This is a genomic window from Paenibacillus caui, from assembly GCF_019904135.1.
In the GTDB taxonomy this organism is placed as follows: Bacteria; Bacillota; Bacilli; order Paenibacillales; family Paenibacillaceae; genus Fontibacillus; species Fontibacillus caui.
Map to the genome: position 1 here is coordinate 25,119 of NZ_JAIOGQ010000010.1, position 17,729 is coordinate 42,847.

The following is a 17,729-nucleotide window of genomic DNA, read 5'->3' on the forward strand; positions in this document are numbered from 1 at the left end:
TCGAAACGCAAAGGAGTCGTTGTCCGGACATGCTTCCCCTGTATAAAAAATATTGGCGTACTTTTTTTGACATCGGTTTAATCGTGCTTACTGTTTATCTGGTCATGTTTCTGTTCAGCAAGCTTTATCAGCTTGCGGCGCCGGTATTCTTGTCTTTTTTTGTTTTTATGCTCATTGAGCCGTTCGCCCGCTTCCTGAACCGGAAGGGGATGAAAAAGCCTTTTGCATCCGCCATTTCGGTCATCCTGTTTCTCGTTCTGCTGCTGGGCATCCTGTTTGGGGCCGGAGTGCTGATCGCGATTCAGATCGGTCATTTATACAACAACCTGCCTCAGTATACAGACATGCTGCAGCATCAATTCAGAAGCACGACTGATTATTTGCAAAATCAGCTAAGCGCTCTGCCGCCGAATGTCACCGACAAATTGAACGGGTACTTTGCGGATGCCACCAATTTGCTGAGCCGCTGGCTTAAAGTGCTGCTCGGGTATCTGATCGGCACTCTGGGCTCTTTCTCTTCATTTATGGCGAATTTCGGCATTGCCATCATCCTCGCTTTCTTTCTGAGCATGGAAATCAAGGACTGGCGCCGGATCGCTTACGAGAAGACACCCAAAACGCTGAAGATCGCCTATGATTTTTTGCGCAGCCATGTTTTTCGGGCCATCGGGTCGTATTTGAAAGCTCAGCTGATTTTGATGTCCATCACTTTCGTACTTGTTCTGATCGGTCTTTTGATTTTGCAATCGGGCAATGAAGTGACGATGGCGCTCATTTGTGCGGTCTTTGATATTTTGCCGCTGCTCGGCGTTTCGACCATTCTGATCCCCTGGATTGTTTATCTGTTTATCATCGGCAACACCTCGCTGGCGATTGGCCTGATTGTGGTTCTGGCCGTTGTGCTTATTGTTAGGCAGCTGCTTGAACCTAAAATTACCGGGAACTCCATCGGCGTATCATCGGCATACCTGATGCTCTCGTTTGCCATCGTATCCATGTCCCTGTTCGGCGTGGCGGGTCTGATCCTGTCCCCGATCCTGCTAATATTGATCAAGGAGCTGATCCAGCAAGGCTATTTGCAGCAATGGATTACGCTGCCACAGGAAGAGTTCGTGGTTCCGCCGTTCAGTATCAGTAAGGCTGAGAATGAGGTCAAGGCATCTTCGGAAGAGGGCACGGAACCCACCCGTCAAAAGGAGCATCCATAAAAAACGTTTCTTCGCTAACACAAATAGCGCACCCGCCATACATCGGCGGATGCGCTATTCCTGTCTTTCCTATGCTACCTTAGCGTTTATTCCAGAAAATCCTTAAGCCGCTTGCTACGGCTCGGATGTCTCAATTTCCGCAGCGCTTTCGCTTCGATCTGACGAATCCGTTCGCGGGTTACACCGAATTCCTTGCCTACTTCCTCCAAGGTCCGGGTACGCCCGTCGTCAAGCCCAAAGCGAAGACGGAGCACATTTTCTTCACGTTCCGTCAGCGTATCGAGCACATCTTCCAGCTGCTCCTTAAGCAGCTCATAGGCTGCGGCATCGGCAGGCGCCGGGGCATCCGAATCCTCGATGAAATCGCCCAAATTCGAATCATTCTCCTCCCCGATCGGCGTCTCAAGCGAAACCGGTTCCTGGGCAACCTTCATGATCTCCCGAACCTTATCGGGGGTAAGGTCCATTTCCTTCGCAATTTCTTCCGGCGTAGGCTCACGCCCGAGATCCTGCAAGAGCTGACGGGAAACACGAATCAGCTTGTTAATGGTCTCGACCATATGCACAGGAATCCGAATCGTCCGTGCCTGGTCTGCGATCGCACGGGTAATGGCCTGGCGAATCCACCAGGTAGCGTAGGTACTGAATTTGAATCCTTTGGAATAATCAAATTTCTCAACCGCTTTGATCAGGCCCATGTTGCCTTCCTGAATCAGATCAAGAAACTGCATGCTGCGTCCAACATATCTTCGCGCAATGCTGACAACAAGCCGGAGATTGGCCTCAGCCAGGCGGCGTTTGGCTTCTTCGTCGCCCTGATCAATCCGCTTGGCCAGCTCGATTTCTTCCTGTGCGGACAACAGCGGCACACGGCCGATCTCTTTAAGATACATCCGGACAGGATCATTAATCTTAATGCCTGGCGGAAGGTTTAAGTCGTCAATTTGGAATTCATCCACATCGGATTCCGACGGCTCCGGTTCTTCTTCGACATCACCGCCGACATCGATGCCGATTTCGGACAGATGCTCCATAAATTCATCAATTTGGTCCTGTTCCTGCTCAAACGGAGCCAATTTGTTTATGATCTCTTTGGCGGTCAATGAAGAGGACGATTTGCCTTGTTCAATCAGTTGCTCTTTCACCTGTTCAAGCGTCAGTTCCGATTCTATATGTTGATCGTTAGCCATCGGCAGGCTCCCCCTCCTCCTGAAATAAGCACAATTACAAGCGGATTCCTAAGTCACCGTTTGACAAAACCGCATAAAATATGGTATGATGATGAAAAATAAAGCAGTCTTTCAGACGGTTTTTTATCGCTATCCGTCATTATAACATATTTTTATTTCTACTTCAATACGTCTATTTGCTGGGCAGTTCCCTTAAGGGAACTGCCCTTTTTGGACTGATTTTTCCATAAAAATCAGCCGCGGCAGGTCAGACTGCTGATTCCTTTTTCTTATATGATATTAATCTTTTACCCCCTTCTGCCACTGTCATAACCCCCAGATTTTCTTTCAATACGATATATCGCGACTATTGACCTATGATTCTGATCCTGATTCATGTCGACATAGATTACATAGCCTGTTTGCGAATACGTTATAAGAGATGAAAGGGGCGAAATTACACACGAAATTTATGAGAGAACGGCGCTTTCTGATCGGTTTGGTCGGTGCAGTTGTTTTGCTGGTTGCCGGAGGATTCCATAAGCCGGAGAGGGCATCGGCAGCTGCCGGAACAAGGGCGACATGGGTATGGGATGCCTCCTTGATCCGAAGCGAGCCCCGCGAAATCATAAGCTTTGTCTCAGAGCATCATGTGGACGTCATCTACCTGCAAATCAGCCGCAAACTGGAAATATCCGACTACCAGGCATTTATCAAGCTCGCCACGGCGAAAAATATCAAGATTATGGCCCTGGACGGAGACCCGGAGTGGATCAAACCCGAACGGTGCGGCCAAACGGACACCTTGTTTGAATGGCTCCGGAGCTATCAGCAAGCTTCCGCCAAGGATGAACGATTCAGTGAAATTCACCTGGACATAGAGCCCTACCGTCTGGACGAATGGAACAAGAATAAAAGCAAAGTAATCGCCAGCTGGCAAAGCACTGTTCAGTACACAACCGATCAGGCTCGCAGCCTGAATCTTCCTTTATCAGCCGATCTGCCGTTCTGGCTGGACCAATACCGGACAGCGGACGGCAAGCAAACGCTCAGCAGTTGGATGATCGGCAAGCTTGATTCTGTCACGATTATGTCGTACAGAAACAGCGCCTCCGGGATATATAACGCAGCTGCTGGCGAACTGCGGGAAGCTGCGGATTTGGGTAAAACCATCCGTTTGGCGGTGGAAACGAACCGTTCGAACGAAGGCGCCTTTATTTCCTTCTACGGAAAAGATGCAGCAGTGATGGAACGGGAGCTTGGCCGTTTGGAGCAGCTTGCCGGCAGTTATTCGTCTTTTGCCGGAATAGCGGTTCACGATTATAAGGGATGGAAAGCTCTGAAGAATCACTAGCTTGCCTCATCATCCTAATCCAATCAGGAAGCCCCAACCTAAAACCGGGTCTGTGAATGGTTCACAAACCCGGTAACTCTTTCAATCCGAATGAAACAATGGAAGCCTGCTTTGGATACCTCCGCCATTCAAACTTCGGGTTCAGCCTGCCGGCTGAATCTCAATCCGCAGGAACCTTGTCTTCTCTCTTTCCAGCACGGTAAAGAGAAATCCTTCATATTCATACCCCTGGCCTTCATCCAGCATCTCCTGATGCGCATACAACCAGCCTCCAACCGTGTCCCATTCCTCCGAGTCCATTTCGAGCGGCAGATAACGGGACAATTGCGTCAAGGACAACTTGCCGTCTACTATCAAATGATTGCCCGAAAGCACTTGAACGGTCTCTTGTTCCTCGTCATCGAACTCGTCCCGGATTTCCCCGACAATTTCCTCAAGAATATCCTCGATGGTCACCATACCGGAAGTACCGCCGTACTCATCGATCAGGATGGCAATGTGCGTCCGTTCCTTCTGCATCTTTGTCAGAAGGTCATTTACTAGCATCGTTTCCGCTACGGACAATACGGGCTGAATGAGCGTTGAGACGTCCAAATCCGGCTGATCGTCATAAGACAGAAAAAACTGCTTTGTATTAATAATCCCGATCACATGGTCCTTGCTGTCCTGAACGACCGGGAAACGGGTATATTGCTGCTCCTTGATAATCTTCAAATTCTCTTCTCTTGATAAATTCGTATATAGACAAACCATATCAGTTCTGGGCACCATAATTTCTTTAGCCAGCATATCATCAAAGGCAAAGATTCTGCTCATGTACCCGTATTCCGACTGGTTGATCTTTCCGCTTTCAAAGCTCTCGTTCAAAATAATCTGCAATTCTTCCTCCGAATGCGCCTCTTCGTGCTCCGAAGCCGGCTTGATCCCGAACAGTCGCACCAGCTGGTTGGCCGAACCATTCAGCAACCAGATAAAAGGATACATCAGTCTGTTAAACCAGATAATCGCGCCTGCAGTCATCAGCATAATCGTCTCCGTCTTGCGGATCGCAATCGTCTTGGGCGCCAATTCACCGACAACAACGTGAAAATACGTCATAATTGCAAAAGCCAATACGAGCGATATGGCGCTGCTCAGCGCATCCGGTACATGCAGGGCATGAAACAAAGGATGCAGCAGCTTCTCAACTGTGGATTCTCCGAGGAAACCGAGTCCGAGGGAGGTAATCGTAATTCCCAGCTGGCAGGCCGACAAGTAGCCGTCCAGACGGGCCAGTACCTTTTTGACCGCCAGAGCCTTCCTGTTGCCTTCCGCGATCAGTTGATCAACCCGGCTTTGACGCATACGTACTGCGGCAAATTCCACAGCTACGAAGAACGCCGATAATCCGATCAGCAATACAACCATAATTAATTTTAACCCAAGCCTGTCACTATCCACTAACACAACATCTCCTTTAATAGATAAATACTTATTTATCTACGAAAAAGATAGCCCAAGGTTTCAAATAATCCGAATTGGCCTCACCATTTGCACAGACGGTCATAAAATGTACTACTCTCACGAAGAAGGTGATGCGAATTGGCTGACTTTCGGGCAGCGAATCTCATGAAAGAACGTCTGTCCAGACAGCTTCTTAAACAGCGTGGCATCCATGCCGTAGGTGTCGGGTACCGTCATCCGGGAAAACCCCGCCGGGGAGCTGCCGTTATCGTTTATACAGGCTCTTTTTCCTCTTCCGGGCTGAGCAAAATAAAACCTGAACGCAAACACACAAAGTCGATGCGCTTCAAAGGCAAAAAAATTTCCGTGCCGATCCGGTATGTTCAAGCACAGAAATTTCGTGCCCATGCGGCTCATGGCTCGAACTACACACGTAGAATCCGCCCTGTGATCGCGGGCTACAGCGTCGGGACCGATAACGAGTCCGGCACTGCTGGTCTTATCGTTTCAGGCAAGGGCGGCTCGCGGTATTTGCTCAGCAATAACCATGTGCTGAACAAAAATAACCGCAGCGGTTATACAGCAACTCTTCAGCCGGGCGGTGCGGACGGCGGGACCGTGCAAAGGGATAAAATCGGCAGACTTTACCGTTTCGTGAAATTAAAGAAGAAAGGGACCAATTATATCGATGCAGCCTTGTCCCTGCCCATCCGCCGCAGCATTCTTTCCCCCCGCTACGCCAAATTCGGCGCCCTTCCCGGACACGTGGCATCCTATCGGGTCGGCGAACGTTTCAAGAAGGTGGGAAGGACGACCGGGCTCGTTTACGGAACGGTAGATTCGATCAATACAGATGTACGAGTTTCTTATGGAGATTTTGGAAATCTAGGCGAAATCCTGTTCAAGAACCAGAGCATTATCCGCGGAGATAAACCTGTCTCTCTCGCCGGAGATTCGGGCTCCGTCTGGCTCAGAAGCAAGGACAACTATGCGGCTGCCGTGAATTTCGCCGGGTCCGATAACGGAAAGCTGTCCATTTCATTCCCGGTACAATGGGCGCTGAAGACTTTCGGCGTCAGGGTTGCAAAGCCGCGCCGTTCCCGCCGGGGCAGCAGAAAAATTAGAGGCAGCAAGCACTCGTACATGAAATCTCTTACAGCCAAGGAACGTTCGAATCTGCGCATCATCATTGCTCATTAAGCCAAAGACAGGGTGGAAACCATTCTTCCACCCTGTCTTTGGCTTTTCTCTTCTAATGCTTAAGTTCTGTCATATATGCCGCGAGAAGCCGGTAAGACTCGCGTCTTTGTTCATAGTCCGAAATTGGAGTTCCGATCAAAAACTCCTCAGTCTGATACTGCTTCTGCAACTTGGTCAAAGCGCTGAAGACTTCGGCCGGACTGCCTGCTATACTATGCCTGCTGCGGGAGGCTCCCTCTTCATCGGGTCTGAACCCCCTGCTCTCCTCCGTCAGTTGAACGGCTTTGGCCGAGGTCTCCGCACATATGAGATTGACAGCCACTATGGTCCTCGGCTCCTTCAAGCATTCGGAGGGTACAAATTGTTCCCGGTAGGCGGATAATACAGCTTCTCCGTCTTCATCGCTCATAAATCCGCCAAATACATATCCGCATCCGTTGGCAGCGGCATAAGCGGCGCTTTTTCGGCCAGTTCCGAGCAGCCATAGCTCCGGCCTGGCTTGCGGCACGGGCCTGGCTGATACAGGCTGGCCGTCATACCGATAGTCCCCGCCAAGAAGCTGAATCAGCGACCTGACCGATTCCTCCATGCCGTAGACCCGCTGAAGAAAGTTCCCGCTAAGGGCCATCGAAGCATGCGCGGGGCCGCCCGGAGCCCGGCCAATGCCAAGATCGATCCGGCCCGGGTACAAGGCCGATAACAAATGAAAGGTTTCGGCCACCTTCAGCGGACTGTAATGCGGCAGGAGCAAGGCTCCGGTCCCCAGCCGGATCCGGCTGGTCACGGCTCCGATATGGGACAGCAGCACCTCGGGAGCCGCGCAGGCCAGACCGGGAAGATCATGATGCTCTGCAGCCCAGTAACGTTCATATCCCCACTGTTCAGCCAATCGGGCGAGCAGGGATGCTTCAGCAAGGGCTGACTCTGCTGTAATTCCTTCCGGTTGGGGAACGAGATCCAGAACCCCCAGCCGGAAAGGCCGAATACTCATAATCCCTGTTCTCCCTTCTTAAATACGAGGTTTAATGTCCCGATACGGCCAGTACGACCATTCCGATGCCGGAAACCGCCAGGCGGTTTCCATCCAGTTCCTGGACGATCTCCCCGCCGAAACGGACCTCCCACCGGCCAAGCTGCGGAAGATAAGACTCCATTTTTTCCCGGATCGCATTGTAAATTACGTAAAGATGAAGATCCGGATCGCCGCCTGCATGATTTCGGAGTGTAAAGGCTACAGAATGGAAAGGAGACAGCTCGAAATACAAATGATTGCGGATCAATTCCGCAGAACGCAGCCGGAAGGCGGGATGGGCTCTGCGAAGCCCGATCAACGCTTTCATATAATCAACATCATCCGTATGAACATGGCACCGGTCCCAATCAAGACGATTGATCAAATCGCTGGAATTGTAGCTGTTCTCCACGCCGTTCTTGGTACGGAGAAATTCCTGGCCGGCGTGCAGAAAGGGAATGCCTTGGCATGTTAGAATGATAGCCGAAGCGAGACGGTGCATATCCCTCCGGAGCAGATTGGAATCACTGCCGGTCGAACGTACAATTTTGTCCCATAACGTATGATTATCATGGCACTCCGCATAATTCACAGACTGTACGGGTTCATCCGAAAATCCGCGAATCTCTTCGCTGTAGCGGATTCCGCCGGCGATTCCCCTTCGTATGTCGTGCTCCATCCCGCCTCTGCCGGTAACAAAACCGCCCGTTTGCGCATCAAATACATGCCCCTTGATCGCATCGCGGATAATATCGCTGAAATGGCCGATACCCGGCATTTTTCCCGCATTTTCAAAGGTAGCCAGGCGGTCCTTCGGCAGTTCGGTCGGAATGATCCAGCCTTCCCCATACACCAGAATGGTCGGATCGATTTGATTCAGCCGGGCCCGGATCTCATTCATCGTGTCCACATCGATCAGCCCCATCAGGTCGAACCGAAATCCGTCAAGATGATATTCTTCCGCCCAGTAGACGACGGAATCGACGATGAACTTGGATACCATGCGCCTCTGCGACGCGACATCATTGCCGCAGCCCGATCCGTTGGAAAATGTTCCGTTAGGTGTGTAGCGCAGATAATATCCCGGCACCAGTTTTGTAAAATTGGCAATATATCCATCATAGACATGGTTGTAAACCACATCCATGACTACGCGCAGGCCACGGTCGTGAAGCGATTGGATCAGCTGCTTCAATTCCCGGATCCGGACGGACGGCTGGTAAGGATCCGTCGCATAGGAGCCCTCGGGAACATTATAATTTTTGGGATCATATCCCCAATTATATTGAGGTTCATCCAGACGGGTCTCATCTACGCTTTCAGTAGAGTAATCAAAGAAGGGCAGAAGCTGCACATGGGTCACCCCGAGCCCCGCGATATGGTCAAGCCCGGTGGGAATCCCTCCGGGACCTTTGGTTCCGCTCTCGCCAAGACCGAGATATTTGCCTTTATGAGTCGCGCCGCTCGCCGGATGAATGGTTGCATCCCGGATATGCACTTCATAGATAATGGCGTCCAAATGGGAAGCAAGCTCCGGCTTATCCTTGGTCCAGCGTTCCGGGTTGGTCGCGCCAAGGTCGATGATGACGCCCCTGTCCCCGTTTACTCCGACTGCTCTGGCATAAGGATCAGCCGCTTCGTTCAGTTCATCTCCGATCTGTACCAGGTAGGTATAGTAACGATTTTTCTGATCCCCTTCAAGCTCGAGAACCCAGGTACCCTGTATATCCCGCCGCATGCTGTGCTGCTGCGCTTGCTGCGAATCCCATTCATCATACAGGCATACCCAAGCTTCGCTCGCCGTAGGGGCCCACAATCGAAACCAGGTTCGCTCTGCCGAATAATTTGCCCCGAGATCGGTTCCATCATAATAGAAGGCTTCATCAAATTCCGGATCAAAAACGCTGAGTCCACCAGTAATGACAGGATCCCCGTAATTGCTCGTCATTTCCCTTTCCTTCTGAACGGACAACTTCAGCTTCCTCCCCCTTCTTCAGGCTGTTGATTGAACAGGCAATGACACCGTTTGCACATTAAATACATTATATAGCAGTATTTTCCCGAATAAAAGTTACATCTGGACAGAAACACCAGAAAAGGCGCATGTTCTCGCCAGGCAATGCTGTTCAGGCGAACCTATCACCCTCCCGGATATTAATCCGTGTCCTCATCCAGAAGGGAGGCTTCGACCACATTAATAAATTGTCTGAGCTTGTTTGCGAGCGAACGGGATATCTCTCCCCGCTCAAACATCAGCTGCACCTCATCCCGCTCGGCCTGCATCGCTTTTATGCGCAGATCTTTCTTATGCTCATTAAGATCAGGGTGGCGCTTATAGTCCGCTAATCCGGGATCGCCTGCACTCATCCGGTAAATGATCCCCTTGTATCTCGCAATAACGGCATTCGAAACTTCCCGGTTATGCTCGTTGAGGTTCGCCTTGATCACATCTATGGCCGCCCGGCTGGTTCTGATTTTGATGTTTTTGTAATCGCCGAGCCTGAAATGGATTTGCCTAAGCTTGTCCGGGCTGAAAAGTTTGAGAAATAAGCGCCGAATCAGTATTTTCAGCAGGGTGAACCGCAATTTTGCACGATGCGTGAGCATGTATTCGACTTCATCCACGAACTGCAGGCACTTGGATGCAGCTTCCTCGCTGATTTCGCCGCTCCTTGCCAGCCTTTCAATTTCGGCCCGCTCCGCAGCGACACCGATCAGCCGGATCTCCCGTTCAGCTTCCCGAAGCTTGTCCCAATCCCCCTTGGAAACCTGGCTTCGCAGTCTGTGGATCTCCCGATTGTAGTAGGATATGAGTCCCAGCGCGGCTATTCGGTTCTCCTCGGTCATCTCTTCCTTGGTAACGGAAATGGCTTTCTGCAGCAAAACGAGGCGTGCGGCCTGCTCCCGCTTGTCCTCTTGTTCCTTCGAGTTTGCGGCTTCCGGCTTCCATGTCAATAGTGGCAGCATAACGCTGGCCGTAAGCAGGGTGACCAGTATGACGCCTGCCGCAATGAACACAATCAGATCCCGCTGCGGAAACGCCGTTCCATCACTTAACGCGAAAGGAATGGAGAAGGCGCCCGCAAGGGTAACAGCACCTCTTACGCCTGATAAGGCCGTAAGCAGCGAGGCTTTCAGCCTCGTTCGCTGCGAAGCCTGATGATTCTCCCCGAGCCCGTCATCCCTTCTCCAAAACAGGTATACCCATAAAAAGCGCAGCACGATCAAGAGCAGGGAAATTTCCATAATATAGCCGATGACTTCCACATTGCTAAAGGAAGGATCCTGAAAAATGACACTGGCCACATCCGGCAGCTGATGTCCCAGTATGACAAATACGAGACCGTTAAGCAAAAAGAGAATGACGGACCAGGTGCTGTCGGAAGTTATTTTCAGCTTGTAATGCGGTGTTTCGACCCGGTCCAGCTCGACGGCATGGACAATTCCCGCAGCCACGACAGCCAAAATACCCGAAACCCCAAGCTCTTCCGATACCAGATAGATGAAGAACGGCGTTAAAATTTGCACCAGCATATGGAATGTGACATCTTCCATGCCGAGATCTCGTATAAACACGCGCAGCCTGATGATCAGCACGGACAGAATCGCTCCGCAAAGAAGACCGCCAGCGGCGATCAGAACAAAGCTGAGTGATGCCTGCGTAAGCGAGAAAACGCCCGTAACCGCCGCTGCCACCGCAAACTTGAAGGCTACGAGCCCCGAAGCATCATTCATGAGCGCTTCTCCCTCCAGAAGCCGCAGGATGCGCTTCGGCAGCCGGATTCGGCCCGCAAGGGCACTTACGGCTACCGCATCCGTCGGGGACAGTATGGCGGCCAGCGCAAAAGCAGCCGCCAGCGGGATCGAAGGGATCCGGAAATGTATATAGTAGCCGGCAGCGAGAACTGTAACGAATACAAGCCCAAGCGCCATCAGGAGAATCGGAGCTCTCAGGTTCCATAGTTCGCCTCGCGGCATTCTTTTTCCGTCATTAAACAAGAGCGGAGCCACGAACAGCACAAAGAACAATTCCGGGATCAGCGGCAGATGGATATGCGTGGGAGCGATGCTGACCAGGGCGCCCAGAGCAATTTGAAACAGCGGCACCGGAATAACCGGAACAAACCGGTTCAGAACATTCGAAACGCCAATCAGGCCCAAAAAAACGAGCACAGCGAAGAAAATTTCCATGTTGTCTACAGCCCCTCACTCATTACCGCTCTTCGTCCGGTTTGAATACATCTTCTAGTTATATCCTTTACCACTATGCCCCGAATCATGTTTCATGTTTAATGAATCAAGACCGCCTCCACTTCGGGAAGACGGCCTTGGGCAGGAAATGAATTATTTTTTCTGAACGGGGATAAGCCTCCATATTTCGGAAGCATATCCCCGAATGGTGCAGTCGCTGGAAAATTTGCCGGAATGCGCGACATTCAGAATCGCCTTCTTCTGCCAATCCTGTCTGTTGCGGAAGGCCAGATCGATGTTGAGATGCGCTTCGCTGTAGCTGGCAAAATCCTTCAGCACAAAATATTCGTCATTATGATCCAGCACCGACTGATAAATGTCCCTGAATTCATTGTCAAAGCTGCAGATCAGCCCAGGAACAATGAGCTGGTCCATCACTTCATGGATACGAGAATCGCTGTTGTACATATCCCAGGCCGAATATCCTCCGTACTGGTAATAATTCTGCACCTGCTCGGCGCTCAGCCCGAAAATAAACATGTTGTCATCCCCGAGCATCTCGTGCATTTCCACATTGGCCCCATCCATAGTGCCCACTGTAATGGCCCCATTCATCATAAACTTCATATTGCCTGTACCGGACGCTTCCTTGCTGGCCGTAGAGATTTGTTCGCTGACATCCGCCGCCGGAATGATCTTCTCCGCAAGGGAAACGGAATAGTTCTCGAGAAAAACAACCTTGAGCACGTCCTTTACGGAAGCATCTCCGTTAATCCGCCCGGCTACGGTGTTGATCAGCTTGATGATCCGCTTGGCCAAATAATAGCTCGGCGCTGCCTTCGCGCCGAAAATAAATGTCCTTGGCACGATATCCATGCCCGGATTTTCCTTCAGCTGATTGTATAAATGCACAATATGAAGCACATTAAGAAGCTGCCGTTTATAAGCGTGCAGACGCTTCACCTGGATATCAAACAAGGATTCCGGATTGACCCTGATCCCCTGCTTGTCAAAAATGTAATTGGCCAGCTTTTCTTTATTGTGCCTCTTGACATTGGCGAATGCAGACTGAAATCCTGCGTTCCGGCAGCATTTGATAAGTCCGTTCAGCTCCTGCGGATGCTTGATCCATCTCGTCCCGATGCACTCGCTCACCAGCTTGGCAAGCGCGGGATTGGCATAGATCAGCCACCTGCGGTGAGTAATGCCATTCGTTTTGTTGTTGAACCTTGACGGGTACAGCTCGTAAAAATCCTTCATTTCGCGTTTCTTCAATATTTCGGTGTGAAGCGCTGCCACCCCGTTGGTCGAATGGCTGCCGGAAATCGCCAGGTGGGCCATCCGGATCTGGTTGTTCTCCATGATGGCCATTCGAGAGATCCGGTCCGGATCGCTCGGATAGCGCTGCATAAGCTCGATTCTGAGACGTCTGTCTATCTCCTCGATAATCATATAGATTCTGGGGAGCAGTTCCCTCACCATCTGTACAGGCCATTTTTCAAGCGCTTCGCTTAAAATCGTATGGTTGGTGTACCCAACAACCCGGTTTGTAATATCCCAGGCGTCTTCCCAACCGAAGCCGTTATCGTCGATAAGAATCCGGATCAGCTCGGGGATCACCAATGTCGGATGCGTATCGTTGATCTGGATCGCAACCTTGTCCGGCAGCTGCGTCAAGGGCAGATTCAGCTTTTCGAACGTACGGAGAACGCTTTGCACACCGGCCGAACAAAGGAAATATTGCTGCTTCAGCCGAAGCAGCTTGCCCTCGTAATGGGAGTCGTCCGGGTACAGAAATTCCGAGATGGATTCGACCGACCGGTTGTAATCCAGATAACGGTAATAGCTCCCGTCCTGTCCGGAAGGCTGGCGGAACGGATCCATCATCGACTCCGCGCTCCAGAGGCGGAGCGTGTTGATGTGAGGATGGCCGAACCCGATAATCGGGACATCATAGGGAATTGCCCGTACGGCTTCATACTGCACCGTTTCAAATATGAGCCTGCCGTGTAACTCGCGCGTCACCACATTGCCCCAGAACCGTACCTCTACCTGTTTGTCGGGCCGGCGAACTTCCCATTCGTTCCCTCTTTGCAGCCAGTAATCCGGAAGCTCCACCTGATTGCCATCCATAATTTTCTGCTCGAACAGCCCGTATTTATAGCGGATTCCGGTCCCATTTCCCGCATACTGCAGGGAAGCGAGGGAGTCGAGGAAACAGGCCGCAAGCCTTCCAAGCCCTCCGTTGCCGAGGCCAGCGTCGCTTTCCTGTTCTTCTACATCGGCAAAAGGATATCCCAGCTCTTTAAGGGCCTCGCGCACCATGTCCAAGATTCCCAAGTTCAGCAGGTTATTGCCCAGCAAACGGCCGATCAGAAACTCCATGGAAAAATAGTACACCTGCTTCTCCTGCTGCGCTTTGTACAGGGTGTTTGTCTTGGCCCAATCCCGGCCCACGTGTTCCCGGATCATTCCACTCAATATTTTGTAGACGTCCGCTTCCGAGGCTTCCTCCAGCGGCAGCCCCAGCTTGTCAAGCATCTGCCTGGTAAATGCCTTTTTGAAACTTTCTTTGTCTTTGAACAAGATTCGGTTCCTCCTGACCTGTTGTCCTTAGATATGGCTGCTCTTGGCAATAACGAAAGGCTTTATGGAATTCCCTTTTAACGTAACTCCCCGTGAGAGGCGCACATCTTTATCCATAATGACATTTTCAAGGACAGCATCCTCTTCGATGACGCATTTCTGCATAATGATCGAATTGGAAATTCGCGCCCCTTTGCCCACCTGCACGCTGCGGAACAGGATGCTGTTTTCGATGGCGCCTTCAATCGTGCAGCCATTGGCCACAAGGGAGCCCGTAACGTTGGAGTTCTCCAAATATTTGGTTGGAACCTCGTATTTGATTTTGGTGCGAATCGGATTATCCCTGAACAAGTCTTCATATTTCTCCCGGTTAAGCAGTTCCATGCTGCTCGCATAATAGCTTTCAACGGAATTGATGACAGCGTGGTAGCCGGTGTAGGCATAAGCGCCGATTTTCAAATGGTCCAATCCGCCCTGAATCGCATCGTGGAAAAAGTGGCTTTTCCCGCGGGCAATGCAGTCTTTCACAAGCTCCAGATATTTGTATTTGTCCATAACGAATATTTCCATATAGATGTTGGGATGATGCTGCTCGTTATGAATATTGGTCACGAATCCGCGTTCATTCACATCGAGCCGGACACAGGACTCATATTCGGGACGCATTTCGGAAACAGGTTTATAGACAAGCGTAATGTCCGCCCCGGTTCGTATGTGCTGCTCGTATACTTTACGGAGATCCACTTTGCTGATATGGCGGCTGCCGGAGTGAACCATGCTGTTGCCGGAGCTGCGGTTGAAGAAATCCAGATTGTTGTGCACATGCTGCAGATCGCCAAGCGAAACATCGGTGGGATCGTTCCAGTCGGGGGGAAGAATGAATAGACCGCCATGATTGCGGTCCAGGTCCCAGGATTTTCCTTCGCCTAAATGGTCCATTAGCGAGCGGTATTTGCGGCGGACAAACAGCGCAATGTCCACAATGCCCGCACCCGTCATATTGGACAATACGAAATCGATCAGCCGGTATCTGCCGGCGAACGGAACGGCGGCCCCGCAGCGGAAATAGGTCAATTCACTTAGCTGATCCAGTTCATCATCGAGATTAATGACACCAACAAGTTCCTTCATGTTTTCACCGTTTCCCTTCTGCCCGAAGCAGGATGCTAGTATTCCCCGTTGACGAGCACAATGTCTGACGAGTCGGCGGAACCAATTACGGCACCGTCCCGGATCATCACGTTCTCGTTCACTATCGCTTTATGAATCCGGACATTTCGCCCGATTTTGACCTTCGGATGAATGACGGAATCCGTGATGACACTCCCTTCCCCAACCTCAACACCGTAGAAAAGAATGGAATGGTTCACCTCTCCGTGCACAATACAGCCCTCATTCACCATAGAGTTCCTCAGTTTGGCCTCGGGAGCAATGAATTCGGCAGGCTGGTTCGGGCTCCTTGTATAGATCCGCCAGGACGGATCATTCAGATTGAGCTTTGGTTCCTCGCACAGCAGATCCATATTGGATTCCCACAAGCTCTGAATGGTGCCGACGTCTTTCCAGTAACCGTCAAACGGATAGGCATACAGCTGCTTGCGGCTCTTCAGCATCAGCGGAATGATGTCTTTGCCGAAATCGTTGGAAGAGGAGCCTTGCTTTTCGTCTTCATTCAAATAGCGCTTAAGGACATGCCACTTGAACAAATAAATGCCCATGGAAGCTAGCGTGCTCTTCGGCTCGGCCGGCTTCTCCTCAAATTCATAAATACGATAATCATCGAAAGTATTCAGAATGCCGAACCTAGTCGCTTCGTCCCGCGTTACGTTGATAACCGAAATGGTGCAATCGGCGTCTTTTTCTTTATGGTAGCGAAGCATTTTATTGTAATCCATCTTGTAAATATGATCGCCGGACAGAACGAGCACATGCTCGGGATCAAACTGTTCAATGAAATTGATGTTGCGGAAAATGGCATCCGCCGTACCCTGATACCAGCTGCTCCCGTTCTCCCTTTCATGAGGCGGCAGAACAAGAACGCCCCCGCCGCGGCGGTCCAGGTCCCAATCGCTGCCTACTCCGATATAGGAATGCAGAACAAGGGGCTCATACTGGGTCAGAACGCCGACCGTATCGATTCCCGAATGTGTGCAGTTGCTGAGCGGGAAGTCGATGATCCGGTACGTTCCTCCAAAATAAACCGCGGGCTTGGCAAGGGTTTTCGTCAATCCTTTCAGTCGCTTGCCCTGTCCGCCGGCCAAGAGCATGGCGACAACTTCTTTTTTCATCAGACCTCACGCCTCCTCCAGTATGGGATCCAAAGCCTATGAATCTAGCGAATCAACAAAAGAAGCGTTTTCTTCTGTAAGGAATCATCTGGTCGGAGCTGCAGAAAACGGTCACACATTTGTTTTAATCATTGGGAAGCTAAGTAAATCGGCAGTCGGTTTAAGAGAGACTATGCTAGAATGGATGGTCATATTCAGCGAAAAGCGAAAATACATTATTTAGAGGACAAGAACTTTTAATGATATTCGGGGTGTAAACGATGAATGACAATATCGGACTGAAGCGGGTTTCCCTGATCCTCCCTTCCTGCTTGCTGATCGCCTGTTTAATTGTTCTATTTCCAAACATACGGGCGATGCTGGCCAGCGATTACCTGATCACCTTCAAAAACCATTTTCTTGGGATCCTGCTTGAGGCGATCCCCTTTGTATTGCTGGGAGCTCTGCTTTCTTCTTTTATTCATCTTATCATGCCGGAGGATTTCCTGGGACAGAAAATGCCGAAAAACCCTTTGGCAGGTATTGTTATCGCCTGTGTGCTGGGCACTGTCTTCCCCGTATGCGAGTGCGGCATGATTCCGCTGATCAGGCGGCTCGTTCAAAAAGGAATGCCCGTATATATCGCCGCTGTGTTTTTGCTGTCAGGCCCGATCGTGAACCCGGTGGTGTTCAGCGCCACAGCAATGGCTTTCCAGGGACATCCGGAAATGGTGTACGCCAGACTGGGCATTGCCTTAGTCACCTCCTCAGCTGTCGGTTTGATTCTGTATTTTACGGTCGGCAAAAATCCCCTCCGGCATACGGTGGCAAGCACTGCAGGGCATGAGCATGCGTCCGTCAAGTTGTTCGGCGGCGGGCACTCCTTTAGAGCCAAAAGCTCGGCGTTCTTCCAGCATGCCACTGACGACTTTATGGACGCGGGAAAATATTTGATCGCCGGCTGCCTCATTACGGCCGTCCTGCAAACCTTTGTTGCCCACAATACGCTTGCCGCCTTCGGCAACGGTCCGATCAGTTCCTATGCATTCATGATGGGACTGGGCTTCATCCTGTCCCTTTGCTCCACGTCGGACGCATTCGTGGCCTCTACCTTTATGAACACTTTCTCCCATGGCTCCTTGCTCTCGTTCCTCGTGCTTGGACCGATGCTTGATTTCAAGAACATGCTGATGCTGCTGTCCGCCTTCAAAACGAAATTCGTACTCGGACTGATGCTGATTGTCCCGCCCATCGTCTTCACCTTCAGTGTGCTGACCGACCGCTTCTTCATTCCCTAAT

At 51.0% G+C, this 17,729-nt stretch carries 12 protein-coding genes; 4 read left to right on the forward strand and 8 right to left on the reverse strand.

What is annotated here, in order from left to right; all coding sequences use genetic code 11:
• The first annotated feature begins 29 nt into the window (after nt 1-29).
• Nucleotides 30-1,208 (forward strand): sporulation integral membrane protein YtvI, encoded by a 1,179-nt coding sequence (gene ytvI / locus K7397_RS07815; protein WP_223067394.1) that lies wholly within the window; start codon nt 30-32, stop codon nt 1,206-1,208.
• 86 nt (nt 1,209-1,294) lie between these two features.
• On the opposite strand, the gene rpoD is transcribed toward ytvI, so the two are convergent.
• Nucleotides 1,295-2,398, reverse strand: a complete 1,104-nt coding sequence (gene rpoD, locus K7397_RS07820) for an RNA polymerase sigma factor RpoD (RefSeq protein ID WP_223067395.1) — start codon at nt 2,396-2,398, stop codon at nt 1,295-1,297.
• Nucleotides 2,399-2,849: 451 nt separating this feature from the next.
• On the opposite strand from rpoD, the gene K7397_RS07825 reads away from it, so the two are divergent.
• Nucleotides 2,850-3,731 carry a hypothetical protein gene (locus K7397_RS07825; RefSeq protein WP_223067396.1) on the forward strand — a complete coding sequence of 294 codons (882 nt, stop codon included), beginning with the start codon at nt 2,850-2,852 and terminating at the stop codon, nt 3,729-3,731.
• 141 nt (nt 3,732-3,872) lie between these two features.
• Here K7397_RS07825 and K7397_RS07830 read toward each other — a convergent pair whose 3' ends face one another.
• Nucleotides 3,873-5,171 carry a hemolysin family protein gene (locus tag K7397_RS07830; RefSeq protein WP_337926694.1) on the reverse strand — a complete coding sequence of 433 codons (1,299 nt, stop codon included), beginning with the start codon at nt 5,169-5,171 and terminating at the stop codon, nt 3,873-3,875.
• A gap of 141 nt (nt 5,172-5,312) precedes the next feature.
• Here K7397_RS07830 and K7397_RS07835 point away from each other — a divergent pair, with 141 nt between their 5' ends.
• Nucleotides 5,313-6,374, forward strand: a complete 1,062-nt coding sequence (locus K7397_RS07835) for a S1 family peptidase (RefSeq protein WP_237690759.1) — start codon at nt 5,313-5,315, stop codon at nt 6,372-6,374.
• A gap of 52 nt (nt 6,375-6,426) precedes the next feature.
• Here the strand turns inward: K7397_RS07835 and K7397_RS07840 are convergent, their stop codons facing one another.
• The 6 genes from K7397_RS07840 to K7397_RS07865 form a co-directional block, all read right to left on the reverse strand.
• Nucleotides 6,427-7,365, reverse strand: a complete 939-nt coding sequence (locus K7397_RS07840) for an MsnO8 family LLM class oxidoreductase (protein ID WP_223067397.1) — start codon at nt 7,363-7,365, stop codon at nt 6,427-6,429.
• Between the two features lie 31 nt (nt 7,366-7,396).
• Nucleotides 7,397-9,358, reverse strand: coding sequence for a type I pullulanase (pulA, locus tag K7397_RS07845; protein ID WP_223067398.1), 1,962 nt, complete (start codon nt 9,356-9,358; stop codon nt 7,397-7,399).
• A gap of 182 nt (nt 9,359-9,540) precedes the next feature.
• Nucleotides 9,541-11,577 carry a Na+/H+ antiporter gene (locus K7397_RS07850; protein WP_223067399.1) on the reverse strand — a complete coding sequence of 679 codons (2,037 nt, stop codon included), beginning with the start codon at nt 11,575-11,577 and terminating at the stop codon, nt 9,541-9,543.
• 153 nt (nt 11,578-11,730) lie between these two features.
• Complete coding sequence (locus K7397_RS07855; protein ID WP_223067400.1) at nt 11,731-14,163, reverse strand: glycogen/starch/alpha-glucan phosphorylase; 2,433 nt, start codon at nt 14,161-14,163, stop codon at nt 11,731-11,733.
• A gap of 27 nt (nt 14,164-14,190) precedes the next feature.
• Nucleotides 14,191-15,294 (reverse strand): glucose-1-phosphate adenylyltransferase subunit GlgD, encoded by a 1,104-nt coding sequence (glgD, locus tag K7397_RS07860; RefSeq protein ID WP_223067401.1) that lies wholly within the window; start codon nt 15,292-15,294, stop codon nt 14,191-14,193.
• Nucleotides 15,295-15,329: 35 nt separating this feature from the next.
• Nucleotides 15,330-16,454, reverse strand: coding sequence for a glucose-1-phosphate adenylyltransferase (locus tag K7397_RS07865; RefSeq protein WP_273545588.1), 1,125 nt, complete (start codon nt 16,452-16,454; stop codon nt 15,330-15,332).
• Nucleotides 16,455-16,711: 257 nt separating this feature from the next.
• Between K7397_RS07865 and K7397_RS07870 the strand changes: the two genes are divergently transcribed.
• Nucleotides 16,712-17,728, forward strand: a complete 1,017-nt coding sequence (locus tag K7397_RS07870) for a permease (RefSeq protein ID WP_223067403.1) — start codon at nt 16,712-16,714, stop codon at nt 17,726-17,728.
• Nucleotide 17,729 lies beyond the last annotated feature (1 nt).